Source organism: Streptomyces sp. NPDC048018, assembly GCF_043202995.1.
In the GTDB taxonomy this organism is placed as follows: Bacteria; Actinomycetota; Actinomycetes; order Streptomycetales; family Streptomycetaceae; genus Streptomyces.
The window spans coordinates 122,295-142,182 of the sequence record NZ_JBIDBK010000004.1; the positions used below are offsets into that span (position 1 = coordinate 122,295).

The window sequence follows — 19,888 nt, forward strand, 5'->3', positions numbered from 1 at the left end:
GCCGGGCACGTCGTTCCCGGCCGGGCACGCCCGTCCCCGCACGGACGGGTCACCTCCCGGCCTCGCGCAGGGCCGCCGCGGTGGCGGCCGCCTCGTATCCCTCGGGGACGCCGTCGATCAGCAGGACGTCGCCGTCCATGTGCCGCGTGCGCAGCGGGATCAGGGCCCGGTAGGCCTCGGAGTCGTACCAGGCGCGGGCGTCCTCCAGGCTCGGGAAGCCGATGACGACGACGGCGCCGGGCCATGTGCCCTCGCGGACCTCGCGGGCGGGGGCGCCGTGGACCAGGAAGCGGCCGCCGAAGGGGTCGAGGGTGCCTTGGATGCGCTCCATGTAGACGAAGACCTCCTCGTCGAGCACGGGCTTCGGGTGCAGGTTTCCGATGGCGTATGCGGTCATGGGAACAGCGTGCCGGGGCATGCCGCACGGGTCGATTACCCCGCACGTCATGCCCCGGCCGGCCGGGCCTTCGCCGCCGGCGTCGGCGGCGCGGCCGCGGTCAGATCGTCGACGCGTCGATCACGAAGCGGTAGCGCACGTCGGACGCCTCGACCCGCGCGTAGGCCTCGTTGACCTGGTCGGCGGTGATCAGCTCGATCTCGGCGCCCAGGCCGTGCGCGGCGCAGAAGTCCAGCATGTCCTGGGTCTCCTTGATGCCGCCGATCATCGAGCCGGCCAGCGTCTTGCGGCCGCCGATGAGGGAGAACAGGCCGACCTTGACCGGCTCCTCCGGGGCTCCGACGTTCACCAGCGCGCCGTCGGTCCGCACCAGGCTCAGGTAGGCGTCGAAGTCCAGCGGGGCGGAGACCGTGGAGATCACCAGGTCGAAGCTGCCGCGGAGGGCCGCGAAGGTCTCCGGGTCGCTGGTGGCGTGGTAGTGGTCGGCGCCCAGCCTGAGGGCGTCCTCCTGCTTCTTCAGGGACTGGCTGAGGACGGTCACCTCGGCGCCGAGCGCGTGGGCGATCTTGACGCCCATGTGGCCGAGGCCGCCGAGGCCGACGATCGCGACCTTCTTGCCCGGACCGGCCTGCCAGTGGGCGAGCGGCGAGTAGAGGGTGATGCCGGCGCACAGCAGCGGGGCGGCGGCGTCGAGCGGGATGCCCTCGGGGATGCGCAGGGTGTAGTTCTCGTCGACGACGATGTGCGTGGAGTAGCCGCCGTAGGTCGGCTCCCCGTTCTTGTCGAGGGAGTTGTACGTGGCGGTGCCGCCGGTGACGCAGTACTGCTCCAGGCCCTGCCGGCAGTAGTCGCACTCGCGGCAGGAGTCGACGAAGCAGCCGACGCCGACGCGGTCGCCGACCCGGTGCTTCGTGACGCCGGGGCCGACCTCGGTGACGATTCCGGCGATCTCGTGGCCGGGGACCATGGGGAAGATGCCCTCGCCCCAGCCGTTGTGGGCCTGGTGGATGTCGGAGTGGCAGATGCCGGCGTACTTGATCTCGATGAGGACGTCGTGCTCGCCGACGGCCCGGCGCGGGATCGTGGTCCGCGCCAGCGGCGCGTCGGGGGCGGGTGCGGCGATGGCGGAAACGGTCGTGGTCATGGCTCCCAGCCTGCCGGAGGGAGCCGCTGCCACCCAGCCCACTGTTCTGCCTACGACCGGTGTGCCTACCACTGGCAGGGTCAGGAACGCACGTCCGCCACCGCGCCGGACCGGGAATACTGGGGAGGTATGGACCTCAGTGCTGAACTCAGCGAATTCCTGCGGACCCGGCGGGCCCGCCTGAAGCCGCAGGACGTGGGCCTGCCCGAGTTCGGGCGGCACCGCCGGGTGCCGGGGCTGCGCCGTGAGGAGCTCGCGCAGCTGGCCGGGGTGTCCGTGGCGTACTACACGCGGCTCGAACAGGGCAACGGCAAGAACGTCTCCACGGAGGTCCTGGACTCGATCGCGCGGGCGCTGCGGCTCAGCGACACCGAGCGGGCGCATCTGACGCACCTGGCGAAGCCGACCGTGAAGAAGCGGCAGCGGGCGGCGATCTCCCGCCCGCAGAAGGTGCGGCCCGGCCTCGTGCACCTCCTCGACTCCATGGAGGGGGTGCCGGCCTTCGTGCTGGGGCGGCGCGGCGACATCCTGGCCTGGAACCGGATGGCACGCGCCCTGCTCGGCGACTTCGCCGCCTGGGAGCCGCGGGAGCGGAACATGGCGCGGATGGTCTTCCTCGACCCGAACGCGCGTGATCTGTACGTCGACTGGGAGTGCAAGGCGACCGAGGTCGTGAGCGTGCTGCGGCTGTACGCCGGCATGTATCCGGACGACCAGGAGCTGCTGTCCCTGGTGGGCGAACTGTCGGTCAGGAGCGAGGAGTTCCGCTCGCTGTGGGCGGCGCACACGGTGACCGACAAGGGCCACGGCACGAAGCGGATGCGGCACCCGCTGGTGGGTGAGATGACGCTGGCGTACGAGTCCTTCAAGGTGCCCGGCGACGACCCGGACCTGATGCTCGTGACCTACCACGCGGAGCCGGACTCGCCGGCGGCGGACGCCCTGCGGCTGCTCGCGCAGTGGGGCGTGGACGAGCCCGCGGACGCGCGGAAGTAGCCCCGCGGGCGCACGGGCAGAGCCCCGCGGGCGTACGGGCGCGGAAGTAGCCCCGCCGGGGTACGGGCAGAGCCCCGCCGGCGTACGGGCCCTTCGCGGCGGTCCCGGGGCGCCCACGGGAGCGGCCCGGCAGCCGGCGCGGCCCCGACGCGAACCGCCCCCACGCCTCGGGGCGTGGGGGCCGTTCGTCCGCGTGCGGACCGGTCAGACGGCGGAGCCGGCCTTCCACTCCGACCAGCTCATGTTCCAGCCGTTGAGGCCGTTGTCCGGAGCGATCGTCTTGTCCTTGGAGTTCTTGACGATGACGACGTCACCGATGATCGAGTGGTCGTAGAACCACGCGGCCTGCTGGTTCGGGTCGCCGGCGCCCTTGACGTCGGCGAGGCCCACACAGCCGTGGCTGGTGTTGACGTTGCCGAAGATGGAGCGCGAGCCCCAGTAGTTGCCGTGGATGAAGGTGCCCGACGTGGACAGGCGCATCGCGTGCGGCACGTCCTTGATGTCGTACTCGCCCTTGCCGTCGGAGTCGGTGAAGCCGACGGTGGCGCCGTTCATCCGGGTCTCCTTGAACTTCTCGGAGATCACCATCTCACCGTTGTAGGTGGTGTTGTCCGGGGAGCCCGCCGAGATCGGGATGGTCTTGATCGTGCGGCCGTCCTGCTTGACCGTCATGATCTTGGTGGACGCGTCGACGACGGAGACCTGGTTGCGGCCGATCTTGAAGGTGACCGTCTTCTTCTGGACGCCGAAGACGCCGTTGGCGCCCTCGACCCCGTCGAGGTTCAGCTTCAGGGTGACCGTCGAGCCCTCGGTCCAGTACTTCTCGGGACGGAAGTCGAGCCGCTGGGTGTTGAACCAGTGGCCCACGACCTCCTGGCCGGAGCTGGAGGTGACCGAGATGCCGCTCTGGACGGCCTTCTTGTCGGTGATCGACTTGTTGAAGGTGACCGAGACGGGCATGCCGACGCCGACCGTGGAGCCGTCCTCCGGCGTGAAGTTGCCGATGAAGCTGTTGGCCTTCGAGACGGTGGTGAAGGAGGAGTTCTCGTGCGCCTCCAGGCCCGCGGCGTCCTTGGCGGTCGCGGCGATCTTGTAGACCGTGCCGCGCTGGAGCGGGCCGCCCGGCTTCCAGCTCAGGCCGTCCGCCGATATCTCGCCCTTGACGGCCTCACCCTCGGCGGAGGTCATGCTGACCTCGGTGAGCTTGCCCTCGGTGACGGTGACCTTCGCGCCGTCGTTGATCGACGCGTTCTGGGAGCCGTTCTTCGGCGAGATCGTGATCTGCGCCTTGGAGGTCTTCTGCGCGGCTGCCTCGTCGACCTGGTCCTGCGACTGCTGCGAAGCGTCGGCGGAGCCGCCCTTGTCGCTGTCGTTGCAGGCCGAGAGCACCAGCACGCCGCCGAGCACCGCGGCCGCCGCCGCCAGGCCCTTACGACGCTTGCCGTACGTCATCACACGCTTCTCCATCGTCGCCGATTACCTGCCACTTCCCACTGAAACACTCATCAGAACCCGTCCGGTTCCGTAACCGGGGGGTATGTGGGGAACACCACTGATCGACACGCACCGGCGGAACTTCCGGTTCCCGGGTCCTTCCCCTCAAACGGGAGAGGGCCCCGGGACGACACGGTCCCGGGGCCCTCCCCGTGAGGGCTCGTGGGGCTCAGGCGCGCTCTACCTCGTCGTCTTCCCGCACACCATCTTCGTCCTCGAGGTCCCACTCCCCCGCATCGGGGTCGTACTCGATCTCCTCGGTGCTCCAGGAGGCCTGCACCATCTCGACGCCGGGGACGGTGGTGACCAGGTCGAAGGGCTCGACGAGGTACGCCAGGGCCTCCGCGCTGTCCTCGGCGACGGCGGCGCGGGCGTGCACCCGCTCCTCCTCCGGCATGAACTCGTCGGCGTCGATCCGGCCGACGGCGGCCTCGGCGAGCGGGGCGGGCCCGTCGACCTCCAGGACCAGATCGACCCGAAGGCGTACATAGCGTGATGTCTCGGATGTGCTCATGGGCGGAGCGTAGAGCGCCCGGAGGCCCCGGCTTTCCCACGACCCTCGGCTTTCCCGGACGCGTCCCGCGGACGCCCCTGCCGTCCCGCGCCGGGGCAAGGTCCCGCGCGGGACCTGCGAAGACCTCCGGGCGGGCGGCGACGGCGCGGCGGAGGACCTCCCGGCGCGCATCGTGCGCCCCCCTCGTTCGCACGACGGCGAAGAAGCCAATAGCATCTGCCCACCTACCAATTCGCGGTTTCCGCAAGGGGGATCAGAAACACGTGTCCGTCGCCCGACGCCCGCTGCTCACCGCCACCACCGCGGGGACCCTGCTTCTCGCGCTGTGGTTCGTGCCGTCCGCGAACGCCACCGGCGAGCAGGGCAGAGCGGATCGATCGCCGTCGATTCTGACGGAGCCCCAGGACGACGGACGGCTCGCGGAGACCGGCGGTGTCGACACCACGCCGTACCTGCTCGGCGGGACGCTGTTCCTCGGGGTCGGCGCGGGTTTCGTGACCCTGGCGATGCGCCGCGGGGGCCGGGCCTCCTGACGGCCGCGGACGTACGCGAAGGGCCGCCCCCGGAGTCCGGGAGCGGCCCTTCGCGGTGCCGGGGTTACGCCAGCGGGCCGGTGACCGGCTCGACGGCCGCGACCAGCTTGCCCGCGCGCACGAAGGCGTCGGCGGCGGCCAGGTCGGGGGCGAGGAAACGATCCGGCCCGGGACCCTCGACGCCGGCGGCGCGCAGCGCCGCGATGGCGGCGGCGGAGGCGGGCGCCGGGCTCAGGCCGTGGCGGAGTTCGATGCCGCGGGTGGCGGCGTAGAGCTCGACGGCGAGGATCCGGTTGAGGTTGTCGATGGCGGTGCGCAGCTTGCGGGCCGCGGACCAGCCCATGGAGACGTGGTCCTCCTGCATGGCCGAGGACGGGATGGAGTCGGCGGAGGCCGGGACGGCCAGCCGCTTCATCTCGCTGACCAGGGCGGCCTGCGTGTACTGGGCGATCATCAGGCCGGAGTCGACGCCGGCGTCGTCGGCGAGGAACGGCGGGAGGCCGTGCGAACGGTTCTTGTCGAGGAGCCGGTCGGTGCGGCGCTCGGCGATGGAGCCGAGGTCGGCGGCGGCGATCGCGAGGAAGTCGAGGACGTACGCGACCGGGGCGCCGTGGAAGTTGCCGTTGGAGCGGACCGTGCCGTCGGCGAGGACGACCGGGTTGTCGACGGCGGCGGCGAGCTCGCGCTCGGCGACGGTCCGGGCGTGGGCCATGGTGTCGCGGCCCGCGCCGGCGACCTGCGGGGCGCAGCGCACCGAGTAGGCGTCCTGGACGCGGGGTGCCTCGCCGCTCTGGAAGTGGCCGGTGAGCTCGGAACCCTTGAGGACGGCCAGCATGTTGGCGGCGGACGCGGCCTGGCCCGGGTGCGGGCGGATGGCGTGCAGCTCGGGCTCCAGGACCTTCTCGGTGCCGAGGAGGGCTTCGAGGGAGAGCGCGGCGGTGACGTCGGCCGACTTGTAGAGGTTGTCGAGGTCGGCGAGCGCCATGATCAGCATGCCGAGCATGCCGTCGGTGCCGTTGAGGAGGGCGAGGCCCTCCTTCTCGCGGAGCTCGACGGGCTCGATGCCGGCGGCGGCGAGCAGTTCGCCGGCCGGCCGGACCTGGCCGTCGGGGCCCTCGGCGTCGCCCTCGCCCATGAGCGCCAGGGCGCAGTGGGAGAGCGGAGCGAGGTCGCCGGAGCAGCCGAGCGAGCCGTACTCGTGGACGACGGGGGTGATCCCGGCGTTGAGCAGGTCGGCCATGGTCTGGGCGACCTCGGGGCGGACGCCGGTACGGCCGGAGCACACGGTCTTGAGCCGCAGGAACATCAGCGCGCGCACGACCTCGCGCTCGACGCTCGGGCCCATGCCGGCGGCGTGCGAGCGCACGATGTTGCGCTGGAGCTGGGTGCGCAGCTCGTGGCCGATGTGCCGGGTGGCGAGCGCACCGAAGCCGGTGGAGACGCCGTAGACGGGCTCCGGCTTGGCGGCGAGCGCGTCCACGGTGGCGCGGGCGGCCGCCAGCGCCTGGACGGCCTCGGATGACAGCTCGACGCGCGCGCCGTGGCGGGCGACGTCGATGACGTCCTGCGGGGTGGTGCCGGACGTCCCAAGGACGACAGTCTGCATATCCATATTCAGCACCCTACGGATTGAAGAGCGTCATGTCACTAGGTGGCCGGAGTGAGGCTCTCCTTCTCAGTCTGCGCGAGCAGCCCGGCCCAGTCCTGGGCGGCGGCCCAGTCGGCGAGGGAGTGCCAGCCGACCTCGGGATACGCGCGGCGCAGGCCGGCGACGTCGACGCCGAGACCGCGGTCGGCGAAGTACGCGAACATCGCGGCGAGGTCGGCGGAGCGCCGGCGCACCTGGTCGAGCGGCACCTCGACGTGGACGACGGGGCGCCCGGCTGCGGCCGCGAGGACGGCGGCCGTCTCGGCGGGCGTGCGCTCGTCGGAGGCGATGTCGACCCGGAGGCCGGCGAAGTCCGCGCGTCGCCGCAGGGCGAGTGCGGCGAAGGCGCCGATGTCGGCGGCGGGGACGAGGGTGAGCGGCGCGTCGCCCGCCATGGGCCAGGCGAAGGAGCCCTCGCGCAGGCCGTCGAGGGTCCAGCCGGCGGCGTAGTTGTCCATGAAGGCGGCGGGGCCGATGACGGTCCAGTCGAGCCCGGACGCGTACAGGTGCCGCTCGACGGCCCACTTGCTGTCGTAGTGCGGCACCCCGGTGCCGCGGTCGGCGTGGGCGGCCGAGGTGAGCACGACGTGCCCGGTGCGGGCGGCCACGGCGGCGTCGACGAGGGCCCTGCCCTGGCGGACCTCGGTGGCGGTGTCGGTGCCGAAGGGGGTGGTCACGGCGAAGAGCGCGTCGGCTCCGGCGAGGGCGGCGTCGAGCGAGCCGCGGTCGTCGAAGTCGGCCCGGCGCACGTCGGCGCCGAGTGCGGCCAGCGCCCGGCCGGCGGGCGCGCCGGGGTCGCGGGTGAGGGCGCGGACGTGGTGACCGGCGGCGAGCAGCGCGCGGGCGGTGGCTCCACCCTGGGCGCCGGTGGCTCCGGTGACGGCGACGGTGAGCATGGAAACTCCTGAGAGGGGCGAGATGATGCCTGCGTGACGCAATCTTTGCGCCACGCAGACAATAGCGCATTCTTCTGCGCCACGCAGAGAAATGTTCGGGAGGGCGCGAACGGGGCGGGCGGCGCGCGCCCGCCCGTTCATCCGGCCCCGCTCAGCCGCGGGGCCCCGCCGCCGGACCCGCACGGCGCCGACCGCCGCACCCGCACCCCGTCGCCGGACCCGCCCCGCGCCGCCGCCCCGGGATCACGGGCATCCCCCCGTGGGACCTCACACCGGCGGCGCGTCCCGGAAGCGACGGCGGTCGCGGGCGCCGGGAGGGGCGTCGGCGAGGCGGATGACCGCGCCGTCCCGGCCCGCCACCACGGGTTTGGCCGAGCGGGCGGCCTTGGCCTGGTACTGAGCGGCGTCGGCGAGCCGGAAGAGGCGGCGGGCGGACTTCAGCGGGCCGATCGGGTCGCCGGTCGAGGCGACCCCGCAGGCGACGCCCTCGCCGAGCTCCAGCTCCGCGGCCCGTACGCACAGCTCCTCGGCGACCGCCACCACCTCGTCGGAGGTGGGGCCGACCGAGAGCAGACAGAACTCGTCACCGCCGAGCCGGGCCGCGAGGGCGCCCGGCAGCATCGCGCCGCATCGTGACAGTACGGAGCCGAACCGTTCCAGCAAACGGTCACCGACCGCGTGGCCGTGGGTGTCGTTGACCCGCTTCAGGCCGTTCAGGTCGCACACCATCAGGCTCACCACGGAGCCGTCGACCCGGTAGCGCTCGATCGCCTGGTCGAGCCGGGTGTCGACGGCGCGGCGGTTGGCGAGGCCGGTGAGCGGGTCGGTGAAGGCGAGCTTGCGGACCTCCTCCAGGCGCTCGGCCTGGGCGATGCCCGCCGCGACGACCGCCGCGAGCACGGTGGCGAAGTCGGAGTCGGCCCGGCCGAACGGTGCCGCCCCGGCGGGCCTGGCGACGTAGAGCTCGCCCCAGGCCCGCCCGTGCAGCACGATCGGCGCGACCACGCAGCAGCCGCGGCCGCGCCGCCGCAGACCGGTGACACGCCCGGTCGGGACCCGGTCGTCGGCGGTCTCCACCCATGCGTCGGGCTCGCCCCCGCCCGCCCACTGCTCGTGCAGGAACTCGGTGATCTCGGGGAACTGATGGACCGGGTAGGTCTCCGAGTCCGGGAACTCCTCCTCCCCCGCCGCCCGCTGCCCGGCGTTCACCAGGACCTTGAGCCGGCCGTGGTCCCGCTGCCAGACGGAGAGTGCCGCGAAGCTGCCGCCGAGCGCCTCACAGGCCCCCAGCGCCGCGGCCCGCCAGAACTCGCGCGGGGTGTGCGCCGCCGCCATCCCCTGCGCCAGCGCCACCACGGCCCGCAACCGCACGTCCTCACCCATTCCTCCAGCTTAGGGAGGTTTGATCAGTTTTCCCTTTCGGGACGTCACGGAAAGTTACATATAGTGAGAATCCGGATCATTCGGGCGCGGCGTTCCGTCACTCCCCCGGCCACTCCGGCTTCCGCTTCTCGTTGAACGCCGCCACACCCTCCGCGCGGTCGCCCGAGAAGGCCACCGAACGCCAGGCCGCGTCCTCCACCTCCAGACCCGCCCTCAGGTCCAGGCCCTGGCCGAGCCGCATGGCCTTCTTGGCGGCGCGCAGGCCGACCGGCGAGTTGACGGCGATCCGGCCGGCCAGCTCCAGGGCGCCCGTCCGGGCGTCGTCCGCCAGGAGGTCGACCAGGCCGAGCTCGCGGGCCTCGGCGGCCTCCACCCGGCGGGCCGTGAAGACCAGCTCGGCGGCCCGCGCGGCGCCCACGCGGCGCGGCAGCAGCTGCGTACCGCCGCCGCCGGGGATCACGCCCACGGAGACCTCCGGCAGCCCGACCACGGCGGTCGCGTCGGCCACGATGACGTCGCAGGCCAGGGCCAGCTCGAAGCCGCCGCCGAGAGCGAAGCCGTGCACCGCGGCGACGGTCGGCATGGGCAGCTCCAGGACGCCGGTGTACGCGGCGCGGGCGACCGGGCGCTGCCGGACCAGCTCGGCGTCGGTGAAGGAGTTGCGCTCCTTGAGGTCCGCGCCGACGCAGAAGGCGCGGTCGTGGGAGGAGGTCAGCACCGTGACCCGCACGGAGGGGTCGGCGGCGAGCGCGTCGCAGGCGGCGCCGAGGGAACGGGCCATCTCCGAGGAGACCGCGTTCATCGCCTTGGGCCGGTCGAGGACCAGCTCGGCGACATGCCCCGCCCCCTCCTTGCGGACCACCACGAACTCACCAAAACGCTGCTCGGACATGCTGAGGGCCCTCCCGGTCGACGCCTGTTAACGGGTGTTAACGGCTGTTCACCGGAGATCCTAGGGCTTGCCCCGCCCGGCGGACCGGCCCTGGGCCGGTCTTTCGGATCAGGCCGGGCCGGGGAGCGGCGTCCGGTGCGGGGCAGCCGCACGGCGGAGGAGGGAGCCGCGGATTCCCCGCGCCGGACGGCGACGCGGCAGAGGCGCGGGCCGGACACCGCGAGACGGCCTGATCCGAAGGGCTCCCTAGGTGGGGCGGCGGCTCAGCAGCCAGGGCTCCACGACCCCGAGTCCACGGACCGGGCGCTGCCACATCGGCTGGAGCGCGAAGCGGTACGTGGGCGGCTGTCCGCCCTCCTTCTCGGCGCGGGCGGCCTCCTCGGCCGCCTTCGTCTCGGAGACGGGCGCCTCGCCGGTCCTGGTGAGCTCCTCGGCGAGCGCGCTGTCGACCAGGACCGCGTCCTTGGGCGCTATCGACGTGAGCCGGCTGGCCAGGTTGACGGTGGTGCCGAAGACATCGCCCATCCGGGTCGTGACGGTGCCGAAGGAGAGGCCGACGCGCAGGGCCGGCATGGTCTCGTCGTGGCTGAGGGTCTCGATGAGGCGCAGACCGATCTCGGCGGCGGTGCCGGCGTCGTCGGCGCAGTAGAGGACCTCGTCGCCGAGGGTCTTGATGAGACGCCCGCCGTGCGCGGCGACGAGGTCGGCGCAGGTGGTCTCGAAGGCCTCGACGAGTTCGCCGAGCTCCTCCTCCTCCAGGCGCCGGGTGAGGCGGGTGAAGCCGACGAGGTCGGCGAAGCCCACGGCGAGGCGCCGGTCGACCATCTCCTCGTCGTCGGCCGCCTGCACGACCCGGCCGGTGGCGGCGGCGAGCTGGCGGCGCCACACGTAGATCAGGAACTCCTCCAGCTCGGGCAGCAGCAGCTCGACCAGGGGGTAGGTGACCTCGGTGCGGGTCATGCCGGGCTCGGGCGGCTCGGTGAGGCCCTCCAGGAAGGAGTCGATCTGCCATTCGGCCAGCCGGGCGGTGGTCTGCCCGGTGGAACGGGCGACCTGGACCGCCATCGGCTCGCTGAGCAGACCGGCCTCGACGAGGCCGGCGAGGCGGCGCAGGGCGAGCACGTCGGCCTCGGTGAGGGCCTTGGCCTGGCCGATGTCGGCGAAGCCCATGGCGCGCCAGAAGCGCGAGGCGAGCTCCATGGAGACGCCGGCGGTGCGGGCGGCCTGGAAGGGGGTGTAGCGGCGGTCGGCGCCCAGGATGAGCTGTTCGAGGCGGATCGCCAGGGGGTCGTCGGTCGGCTCGGCCGTGTGGTCGACGACATGGTGGGGCGTGGGATAGGTGGGGTTCGCGGCTGGTTCCTCGGCCCCGGCGCCGCTGTTCGCGTCGTCGACGGTCACCGGCCGCCTCCTGCCCGTTCCCTGCCCACTGTCCTGCCGATCTGTCGCGTGGATGAGCCTTCACGCGTCGCGCTCCACGAATCGCGCTCCACGATACGACAGGTGTGTGCTGGCTCACGCCCGAACCGGTCGCGCACGCGGCGGGCGACCGGTTCGGACGCTTCCGGCCGGATCAGTCCGCCGCCCGCAGGTGGACGATGTCGCCGGCCGCGACGGCCTCGGTGCCACCGCCCTCGGTCTCGACGACGAGTCGTCCGTCACCGTCGATCCCGACGGCTTCCCCTTCGAGCATGCGCTCGCCCGGCAGGTCCGCGCGAACGCGGCGGCCGAGCGTGGCGCAGCCGGCCGCGTAGGCCTCCTGGAGGCCGGAGGCGACCGGATCGCCGTCGGCGCGCACCCAGTCGCCGTACCACTGCTCCAGGGAGCGCAGGACGGCCCGCAGGAGCGTGTCGCGGTCGGTGGAGACGGCGTCGGCGAGCAGCAGGGACCCGGCCGCGGGGACGGGGAGCTCCTCCTCGCGGAGGGTGACGTTGATGCCGAGGCCGACCACGACGCCGTCCGCGCCGGCGCGCTCGGCGAGGATGCCGCCGGTCTTGCGTTCCTCGCCGGCGACACGCACGAGCAGGTCGTTCGGCCATTTGAGGGAGAGGTCGGCGCCGGCGGCCTTGGAGAGGCCGCCGGCGGCGGCGACACCGGTGAGCAGTGGCAGCCAGCCCCAGCGGTGCACGGGCACGGCGGGCTTGAGGAGGACGGAGACGAAGATGCCGGAGCGGGCCGGGGCGGTCCAGGTGCGGTCGAGGCGGCCGCGTCCGGAGCGCTGCTCCTCGGCGACGAGGACCGCCCCTTCGGCGAGTTCGTCGGCGCGGGCGGCGAGGTCGGAGTTGGTGGAGCCGGTGGACTCGACCACGTCGAGGGAGGTCCACAGTCCGTCGGGGAGCACGAGCGCGTGGCGCAGCGCGGGAGTGTTGAGAGGTGGCCGGTCGAGGTCCGACCAGCGTCCCGCAGAGCCTTGGGAGGACGTCATGCAAGCCAGCGTAGGTGTGGCAAACGCCGCACTGCCGAACCGTATCGACGCCGATACGCTACGGGTCAGTAGCCAAGGGCTAGCCCATTCGTAGTCAACGAACCCCCCGTGACCAGGCAGGGAGCCGCATCCCGATGTCCGAGCCGGCAGAGCACAACGAGATCGACATTCACACGACCGCGGGCAAGATCGCGGACCTGCAGCGCCGGATCGGCGAGGCCACGCACGCGGGTTCCGCACGGGCGGTCGAGAAGCAGCATGCCAAGGGCAAGCTGACCGCGCGCGAACGGATCGCACTGCTGCTCGACGAAGGTTCGTTCGTGGAACTGGACGAGCTGGCACGGCACCGGTCCACCAACTTCGGCCTGGAGAAGAACCGCCCGTACGGGGACGGCGTCGTGACCGGCTACGGCACGGTCGACGGGCGTCCGGTCGCGGTCTTCTCGCAGGACTTCACCGTCTTCGGCGGCGCCCTCGGCGAGGTCTACGGTCAGAAGATCATCAAGGTGATGGACTTCGCCCTGAAGACCGGCTGCCCCGTCATCGGCATCAACGACTCCGGCGGCGCCCGCATCCAGGAGGGCGTGAGCGCCCTCGGCATGTACGGCGAGATCTTCCGCCGCAACACCCACGCGTCCGGGGTGATCCCGCAGATCTCGCTGGTCGTCGGCCCGTGCGCGGGCGGCGCGGTGTACTCGCCCGCGATCACCGACTTCACGGTGATGGTCGACCAGACCTCGCACATGTTCATCACCGGTCCTGACGTCATCAAGACGGTGACCGGCGAGGACGTCGGCTTCGAGGAGCTCGGCGGCGCCCGCACCCACAACGCGACCTCGGGTGTGGCCCACCACATGGCGGGCGACGAGAAGGACGCGATCGAGTACGTCAAGTCCCTTCTGTCCTACCTCCCTTCGAACAACCTCTCCGAGCCGCCGGCCTTCCCGGAGGTCGCCGAGACCGAGGCGTCCGACGAGGACCGCGCGCTGGACACGGTGATCCCGGACTCCGCGAACCAGCCGTACGACATGCACACCGTGATCGAGCACGTCCTCGACGACGGTGAATTCCTGGAGACCCAGGCCCTGTTCGCGCCGAACATCCTCACCGGCTTCGGCCGCGTCGAGGGCTTCCCGGTCGGCGTGGTCGCCAACCAGCCCATGCAGTTCGCCGGTTGCCTCGACATCGACGCCTCGGAGAAGGCGGCGCGGTTCGTGCGCACCTGCGACGCGTTCAACATCCCGGTGCTGACCTTCGTCGACGTCCCCGGCTTCCTCCCGGGCGTCGGCCAGGAGCACGAGGGCATCATCCGGCGCGGCGCGAAGCTCATCTACGCGTACGCCGAGGCGACCGTCCCGCTGATCACGGTCATCACCCGCAAGGCCTTCGGCGGCGCCTACGACGTCATGGGCTCCAAGCACCTGGGCGCCGACCTCAACCTGGCCTGGCCGACGGCGCAGATCGCGGTCATGGGCGCGCAGGGCGCGGTCAACATCCTGCACCGCCGGACGATCGCCGAGGCGGAGGCGAACGGCGAGGACCTGGAGGCGGTGCGCGCACGGCTGATCCAGGAGTACGAGGACACGCTGCTCAACCCGTACATCGCCGCCGAGCGCGGTTACATCGACGGGGTGATCCTGCCGTCCGACACGCGCCCGCAGATCGTGAAGGGTCTGCGTCAGCTGCGGACGAAGCGGGAATCCCTGCCTCCGAAGAAGCACGGCAACATCCCGCTCTAGCCCTCGGGAGGGACTGCACCATGATCAAGGTCGTACGAGGGAACCCGACACCGGAGGAGCTGGCCGCCGCACTGGCGGTGGTCCAGGCCCGGGCCGCGGCGACGGCGGCGGCAGCCGCCGAGAGCGGCGGCCCGACGGCGCCCGAGGGCTGGTCGGACCCGGCACGCATCGCCCGCAGCGTCCGGCACCGCCCGGGCCCGCGCTCGTGGGCGCGTTCCTACTGGCCCGTCTAGGCACGCCCGGACACGTCCGCACGGCGAAGGCCGGATCCCTTGTGCGGGGGACCCGGCCTTCGCTCGTCCCCGGCCCCTCCCGTGTCCGGCCCGGCCCCCTCCCGTCCCCGCCGCGCCGTCCCCGCCGCGCCCTTCCCGCCCCGGCCGCCCCGCTCGACGCGGCCGAAAGGCACCTGGCACCAAGGGAGTCGGGGATCTAACCTCGGGGAGCTCTGCGGCGACGGAGGTCACGTGAGAATCACCCTTCAGGTCACCGGCTCCGGCGACGCCGCTCTCGACCTCCGGGAGTGGCTGCGCGACGAGCCGGGTCTGCGCGAGCGGGTCGGTCGCGGCCCCTCGCCCGAACCGGAACCCGGGACGATGGGGTCCCTCGGCGAGCTCGTCCCCCTCCTGCTCGAACCGGGCGGCCTGACCGTCACCCTCGCCGCCTCGATCGTCGCCTGGCTCCAGACCCGGCGCGGCACCCAGTCCGTGACCATCACCAAGGCCGACGGCACCCAGGTCGTCGTCACCTCCGAGGGAGTCCGGGGCCTCACCCCGGAGACCACCGGCGACCTGGCCCTGCGGGTGGCCCGGGCGCTCGACGAGCCGGGTCCGCCGGACCCGGACCCCGGACCGGTCGGCGAGCCGGGCCCCTCCGGACCCGCCGGATCCGGACCCGCCGAGCCTGGCCGGGGCCCGGACGCCGCCACCGGCCCGACGCCCGGCGGCCGGGAAGGCTGAGCCGTGCCACGGGAGTGGGGGGACCTCGGCGGCGCGGACTGTCATGCCGTCGTGGTCGGGACCGGGCGACAGGACACGGCCGGGGACGGGGCGGGGCTGGCCGGTCTGCCGGGGGCCGCGCGATCCGCGCGGGAGCTGGCCCGGCTGTTGCGCGAGCGGGCCGGGATGGCCGGGCGGGTCACCGAGGTCATCGACCCGGAGAGCCCGACGGAGGTGCTCGCCGCGCTGCGGGCCGCGGTCGACCGCTCACAGGGCGGCGCGGTGCTGTTCTGCTTCGTCGGGCACGGGCTGCTCGGTCCGCGCCGGCAGCTCTATCTGGCCACGACGAGCACCGCCACGCCCGACGACACCGTCACCGCCGTGCCGTACGCCGAGATCCGCAACCTGCTCGCCGAAGCGCCCGCCCGCACCGTCGTCGTGCTGGACTGCTGCTTCTCCGGCCGGGCGGAGGCCGCGCCCAGCGACGCCCACCGCGACCCGTACGCCTCCGCCCGCCCCGCCGGCAGCTTCCTGCTCGCCTCGGCCACCCACTACGCCGCCTCGTTCGCCCCGGTCGGCCAGGACCACACCCTCTTCGCCGGCGAGCTGATCCGGCTCCTCGACGAGGGCGATGCGAGCGGCCCGCAGTGGCTCACCCTCATCGACCTCTACCGGATCCTCGACCGCCGCTTCCAGGGCGGCCCGGCCCGCCCGTACGCGGACGGCGTCGGCCGCGCAGGCGATCTGGTCGTCGCCCGCAACGCCGGCTATCCCGCCGCCGACCCGGCCGGCCCGGACGACGGCATCACGCGGGAGGCCCCGTCCGGCGGCCCGTGCCCGTACCCGGGCATGCGGCCGTTCCTGCCCGAGCAGCGCCATCTCTTCTTCGGCCGCGAGGAGTTGGCCGGTGCGCTCATGGAGCGGGTCGAGCACGGGCAGGGGCCCGTGGTGCTCGTGGGCGCGTCCGGCGCCGGCAAGTCGTCCCTGCTGCGGGCCGGTCTGGTGGCGGGCCTGGAGGAGCGCGGGGCGGGCTCGGTGCTGCTGGTGCCGGGGCCGGGCTCCCGGCCGTTCCGGACCCTCGTCGAGCACTGGGCGCGGGCGGTGGGCCGGCCGTTCGCGGAGGTCGAACGGGAGCTGGGGGCAGGCCGGTTCGGCGGCGGAGGGCCCGCCGTCCTCGTCGTCGACCAGCTGGAGGAGCTCTTCGCCGACTGCGACGACCCCGAGGAGCGCGAGCTGTTCGTCCGCGCCGTGGCCGGCGCGGATCCGGCGACGGCCCCGCGCATGGTGCTCGGACTGCGGGCCGACTTCTACGCCCTGTGCCTGCGCGACCCGCGCCTCGCCCGGATCGTGCAGGCGGGCCAGTTCACCGTGCCGGCGATGTCCGACGAGGAGCTGCGCGCCGCGATCGAACGGCCGGCCGAGCACGCCGGACTGCGCCTGGAGGACGGCCTGGCCGCCCACCTGCTGCACGAGCTGCGCCGGGAGACCGCCGGGGACGGCGAGGCCGTCGCGCTGCCCTTTCTGGCCCACGCCCTGCAGCAGACGTGGACCAGGCGCCGCGGCACCCTGCTCACCTTCACCGGATACGCGTCCTCGGGCGGGATCCGGCGCTCCGTGGCCCGCGTCGCCGACGAGATCCACGACGCCCTCGACCCTGCCGGGCGCGAGCGGCTGCGGGTCCTGCTGCTGCGCATGGTCACCCTGGTGGACGCGGAGGGGCGTGCGGTGCGCCGCCGCGTCCCCGTCCCGGAGGCCGCGGGGGACGCGGACCGGGAACTGCTCGACCGGCTCGCCGACGCCCGGCTCGTCGTCCTCGACCGGGGCGAGGCGCAGCTGTGCCACGACTCGCTGCTGTCCGGATGGCCACGGCTGCGGGACTGGATCCGCGACGACCGGGTCCGCCTGCTCGTACGGCGCCGGGTCGGCGACGCGGCGGACAGCTGGCACGAGGCCGGGCGCCCGAACAGCGGGCTCTACCGCGGGGACCAGCTGGCGGCCGCCCGGTCCGTCCTGCAGGAGCCGTCGTCCGGCGAGCTCGCCGCGCCCCCGGCGCCCTTGCGGCCCGTGGAACGGGACTTCCTCCGGGCGAGCGCGCGGGCCGAGCTCCTCTCGCGCCGGGTCCGCACCGCCGCCGTGGCCGTCGTGGCCGTCCTCGCGGTCCTGGCCGGCACCCTCGCCGTCGTCGCCCGCGGCGCCCAGCGGGACGCCGAGGCCCGCGAGACCGTCGCCGTGGCCAACCAGCTGGCCGCGCAGGCCGACACCATGCGCGAGCGCGATCCGCAGACCGCGCTGCGGCTCAGCCTCGCCGCGTACCGTACCGCCGAGACCAGCGAGACCCGCTCCAGCCTCTACGCCTCGTACCTGTCCCGGGCCCAGGTGGACCTTCCGGGTGACGTGCGCCAGCCCGTCGTCAACCTGGCCTACGGCCCGGGCGGGAAGATCCTGGCCGTCAGCCGGCGCACGGGCCGGATCCGGCTGTGGGACCTCTCCCTGCCGAACGTGCCCGTCCGGCGCGCCGAGCTCCGCCTGCACGGAACGGCACCGATCGCCTTCCACCCGAACGCCCCGCTGCTCGCCGCGCTGAGCAGGGACGCCCTGACGCTGTACGACGTGACCGACGCCGCGCACCCGAGGAAGGCCGGGGAGCAGCGGCTCGCCGCCGCGCAGTCGTACAGCCTGGCCTTCAGCCCGGACGGACGGACGCTCGCGGCGGGCGGCGAGGACGGGCGACTGCGGCTGTGGGACGTGTCCGCGCCGTCCCTGCCGCGCCCGCTCCTCGACCGGACCGTCGCCCCCACCGACCTCATGGCGGTGACGTTCAACCACGACGGGCGCTTCCTGGCCACGGGCAACGGCGTGAGCCGGGACGGCGGGCGGGCCCGGCCCGCCGAGGTGCGCCTCTGGGACGTCCGCGATCCGGCCCGCACCACCCTGCTGACCACCGCCACCACCACGTCCGTGATGGCGGTGGCGTTCCATCCGGGGCGCGACCTGCTGGTGGCGACCGGCGGGGAGGGCGCGATGGCGTGGTGGACGGTCGCCGGGCAGGGGCGGCGACTCGCCCGGGTCCCGGCGAAGGACTCCTACCAGGCCTCGTGGGGCTACGGCAGCAACCTGCCGTCCCTGAGCTTCCGCCCCGACGGCGGGATGCTCGCCGCCGCGAAGGCCGGCAGCCCGGGCGGGGCCCTGGTGCGGGCGGTCGACGAGGGCGACGGCCCGGACGAGCTGCTGTCCTCCCTCGCCGAACGCGGCAGCGTGCCGAGCGGAGAAGCCGCCCAGACGGTGGCCTACAGCCCCGACGGCGGGTACCTCGCGACGGGCGACGTGGGCGGCAACGTACGGCTGTGGCCCGACCGCGCCCTCGCCCCGGCCCTGCAGGGCACCCCGACCCGCGGAACGCCGGGGACGCTGCCGCACAGCGGCGACGGCCGGCTCGTCCTCACCGACGAGAGCGCCGTGTCGTTCCTGGGCGGCGTGGTCCGCGTCTGGGACCTGAGCACGGCGGACACGGAGAAGGGGCGACCGCCCCGGGTGCGGTTCACCCTGCCCCGCGGGTGGGAGGCCCGGTTCTTCCTCCCCGGCCGCGACCGCCCGATGCTGCTCGCACACCGCTGGACGGAGGCCACCGGGGAACACGTGTTCCGGATATGGGACCTCGGCGGGGTCGGACCGCCCGTGCCCGGCGCCGAGATGCACGTGCGGGCGGCCGACGTACGGACCGCCGTGTCCCCGGACGGCGAGCTCCTCGTGATCGGCTCGTCCCGGGAGCCCACGGCGGCCGTCTGGGACATCCGCGACCCCCGCCGGCCGGTGCGCCGTGCCGTGATCGCGGTGACGCCGTCGATCGAGGACGAGAGCATGTTCTTCATGGGCCCGCGCGGCCTCGCCACCGTGGAGGGCGACGGCAGGAGCCGGGGCCTGAACCTGCGCCTGTGGGACCTCGGAGACCCGGCACGGCCCTTCCGGGTCCCCGAACCGATGCGGGACGCGGCCCTCAGCCGGGCGCTCTACGTGCCCTCCCTGCGGATGCTGCTCGTCGACGGCCCCGATCGGAACGCCAGGCTGTGGGACATGGCGGACATCCGGCACCCGAAGGCCGCCGGCAGGCTCCCGGCGGCCCCGGGCGGCTACCACCCGGTCGGCGGGAACCTGATCGCCACGATGCTCGAGGACGGCACCGTGCGGCTCTTCGACGTCCGTCACCCGGGGACCCCCGTGCGCACGATGCGCTTCGACCGCGAGATCACCGAGGTCGAACGGGACCCGGACGGCGGCCGGGTGCTGACCGGCTCCCCGTACCGCATCTGGGACGTCGCCCCGGACGGCGGCTGGCGCATGCCCGCGGTCGCCACCCTGGACGACGTCAGGACCGTCGTCCTGCTGCCCAAGGGGGTGCCGTACGTGCTCGCGGTGCCGGAGGGGAGCCTCCACGACGGACCGCAGGTCACCTACCTCCTCGACCGCGACACCGACAAGGTGTACGAACGGATGTGCGCGACCCATCCGCTCGGCGTCGAGCACGACCAGTGGAAGGCCCTGTTCCCGCAGCTCGGCTACCGCCCGTCCTGCTGAGGTCCCCTCCGCAGGAACAGCGCCGAGGCGAGGGACGCGGCGAGGACGACTACCGCACCCGGCTGACCGAATGGGCCCCCGCGGTCACCCGGGCGGCGGCCCGCGGCGAGGTGCCGGCCGGCACCGACCCGCTCGAACTCCTGCGGGCGGTCTCGGCGCCGCTCTACTACCGCTTCGCGATCAGCCGGGAGGAGCTGACGGAGGCGGACGCGGAGCGCGCCGTCACGGCTGCCCTGGCGGCGGCGCGGGCGGGTGCCTTCACGGGGAGCCCGGGCACGGAATAGTCCCTCCGCACGGGGTGCCTGAGTACCCGTACTCAGGCG

17 protein-coding genes are annotated in these 19,888 nt (G+C 73.5%); 7 read left to right on the forward strand and 10 right to left on the reverse strand.

Going from position 1 to position 19,888, the window contains the following annotated elements:
- Positions 1-49: 49 nt before the first annotated feature.
- Together ACGF1Z_RS16425 and ACGF1Z_RS16430 are read right to left on the reverse strand one after the other, a co-directional pair.
- The gene (locus ACGF1Z_RS16425) at positions 50-397 is read right to left on the reverse strand and encodes a DUF1330 domain-containing protein (protein ID WP_393004431.1); all 348 of its coding nucleotides are present in this window, start codon (positions 395-397) and stop codon (positions 50-52) included.
- Positions 398-497: 100 nt separating this feature from the next.
- Positions 498-1,541: an NAD(P)-dependent alcohol dehydrogenase gene (locus tag ACGF1Z_RS16430; protein WP_393004433.1), complete on the reverse strand. Its 1,044-nt coding sequence runs from the start codon at positions 1,539-1,541 to the stop codon at positions 498-500.
- A gap of 129 nt (positions 1,542-1,670) precedes the next feature.
- Between ACGF1Z_RS16430 and ACGF1Z_RS16435 the strand changes: the two genes are divergently transcribed.
- Positions 1,671-2,537 carry a helix-turn-helix transcriptional regulator gene (locus ACGF1Z_RS16435; protein WP_393004435.1) on the forward strand — a complete coding sequence of 289 codons (867 nt, stop codon included), beginning with the start codon at positions 1,671-1,673 and terminating at the stop codon, positions 2,535-2,537.
- Positions 2,538-2,741: 204 nt separating this feature from the next.
- On the opposite strand, the gene ACGF1Z_RS16440 is transcribed toward ACGF1Z_RS16435, so the two are convergent.
- Both ACGF1Z_RS16440 and ACGF1Z_RS16445 read right to left on the reverse strand, forming a co-directional pair.
- Positions 2,742-4,004, reverse strand: a complete 1,263-nt coding sequence (locus ACGF1Z_RS16440; RefSeq protein ID WP_393004437.1) for an Ig-like domain-containing protein — start codon at positions 4,002-4,004, stop codon at positions 2,742-2,744.
- A gap of 196 nt (positions 4,005-4,200) precedes the next feature.
- On the reverse strand, positions 4,201-4,545 hold the full coding sequence (locus ACGF1Z_RS16445; protein ID WP_393004439.1) for a hypothetical protein: 345 nt from the start codon (positions 4,543-4,545) through the stop codon (positions 4,201-4,203).
- 263 nt (positions 4,546-4,808) lie between these two features.
- Here ACGF1Z_RS16445 and ACGF1Z_RS16450 point away from each other — a divergent pair, with 263 nt between their 5' ends.
- Positions 4,809-5,078 carry a hypothetical protein gene (locus ACGF1Z_RS16450; protein ID WP_393004441.1) on the forward strand — a complete coding sequence of 90 codons (270 nt, stop codon included), beginning with the start codon at positions 4,809-4,811 and terminating at the stop codon, positions 5,076-5,078.
- Positions 5,079-5,142: 64 nt separating this feature from the next.
- Here ACGF1Z_RS16450 and hutH read toward each other — a convergent pair whose 3' ends face one another.
- The 6 genes from hutH to ACGF1Z_RS16480 all read right to left on the reverse strand — a co-directional run bounded on the left by hutH (position 5,143) and on the right by ACGF1Z_RS16480 (position 12,319).
- Complete coding sequence (hutH, locus tag ACGF1Z_RS16455) at positions 5,143-6,684, reverse strand: histidine ammonia-lyase (protein WP_393005620.1); 1,542 nt, start codon at positions 6,682-6,684, stop codon at positions 5,143-5,145.
- A 41-nt stretch (positions 6,685-6,725) separates the two neighbouring features.
- A complete protein-coding gene (locus ACGF1Z_RS16460) occupies positions 6,726-7,622 on the reverse strand; it encodes an NmrA family NAD(P)-binding protein (RefSeq protein ID WP_393004443.1) in 897 nt (298 codons plus the stop codon).
- A 267-nt stretch (positions 7,623-7,889) separates the two neighbouring features.
- On the reverse strand, positions 7,890-9,005 hold the full coding sequence (locus ACGF1Z_RS16465; protein ID WP_393004445.1) for a diguanylate cyclase domain-containing protein: 1,116 nt from the start codon (positions 9,003-9,005) through the stop codon (positions 7,890-7,892).
- A 97-nt stretch (positions 9,006-9,102) separates the two neighbouring features.
- Positions 9,103-9,897 carry an enoyl-CoA hydratase/isomerase family protein gene (locus tag ACGF1Z_RS16470; protein ID WP_393004447.1) on the reverse strand — a complete coding sequence of 265 codons (795 nt, stop codon included), beginning with the start codon at positions 9,895-9,897 and terminating at the stop codon, positions 9,103-9,105.
- A gap of 246 nt (positions 9,898-10,143) precedes the next feature.
- A complete protein-coding gene (locus ACGF1Z_RS16475) occupies positions 10,144-11,295 on the reverse strand; it encodes an adenylate/guanylate cyclase domain-containing protein (RefSeq protein ID WP_393004449.1) in 1,152 nt (383 codons plus the stop codon).
- A 172-nt stretch (positions 11,296-11,467) separates the two neighbouring features.
- Positions 11,468-12,319, reverse strand: coding sequence for a biotin--[acetyl-CoA-carboxylase] ligase (locus ACGF1Z_RS16480; protein ID WP_393004451.1), 852 nt, complete (start codon positions 12,317-12,319; stop codon positions 11,468-11,470).
- Positions 12,320-12,453: 134 nt separating this feature from the next.
- Between ACGF1Z_RS16480 and ACGF1Z_RS16485 the strand changes: the two genes are divergently transcribed.
- The 5 genes from ACGF1Z_RS16485 to ACGF1Z_RS16505 all read left to right on the forward strand — a co-directional run bounded on the left by ACGF1Z_RS16485 (position 12,454) and on the right by ACGF1Z_RS16505 (position 19,849).
- Positions 12,454-14,058, forward strand: a complete 1,605-nt coding sequence (locus tag ACGF1Z_RS16485) for an acyl-CoA carboxylase subunit beta (protein WP_393004454.1) — start codon at positions 12,454-12,456, stop codon at positions 14,056-14,058.
- Between the two features lie 20 nt (positions 14,059-14,078).
- A complete protein-coding gene (locus ACGF1Z_RS16490; RefSeq protein WP_393004456.1) occupies positions 14,079-14,291 on the forward strand; it encodes an acyl-CoA carboxylase subunit epsilon in 213 nt (70 codons plus the stop codon).
- A gap of 231 nt (positions 14,292-14,522) precedes the next feature.
- Complete coding sequence (locus tag ACGF1Z_RS16495) at positions 14,523-15,014, forward strand: hypothetical protein (RefSeq protein WP_393004458.1); 492 nt, start codon at positions 14,523-14,525, stop codon at positions 15,012-15,014.
- Between the two features lie 3 nt (positions 15,015-15,017).
- On the forward strand, positions 15,018-19,565 hold the full coding sequence (locus ACGF1Z_RS16500; RefSeq protein WP_393004460.1) for a caspase family protein: 4,548 nt from the start codon (positions 15,018-15,020) through the stop codon (positions 19,563-19,565).
- Positions 19,520-19,849, forward strand: coding sequence for a TetR-like C-terminal domain-containing protein (locus ACGF1Z_RS16505; protein ID WP_393004462.1), 330 nt, complete (start codon positions 19,520-19,522; stop codon positions 19,847-19,849). The genes ACGF1Z_RS16500 and ACGF1Z_RS16505 overlap by 46 nt, the downstream gene beginning before the upstream one ends.
- Positions 19,850-19,888: the final 39 nt, after the last annotated feature.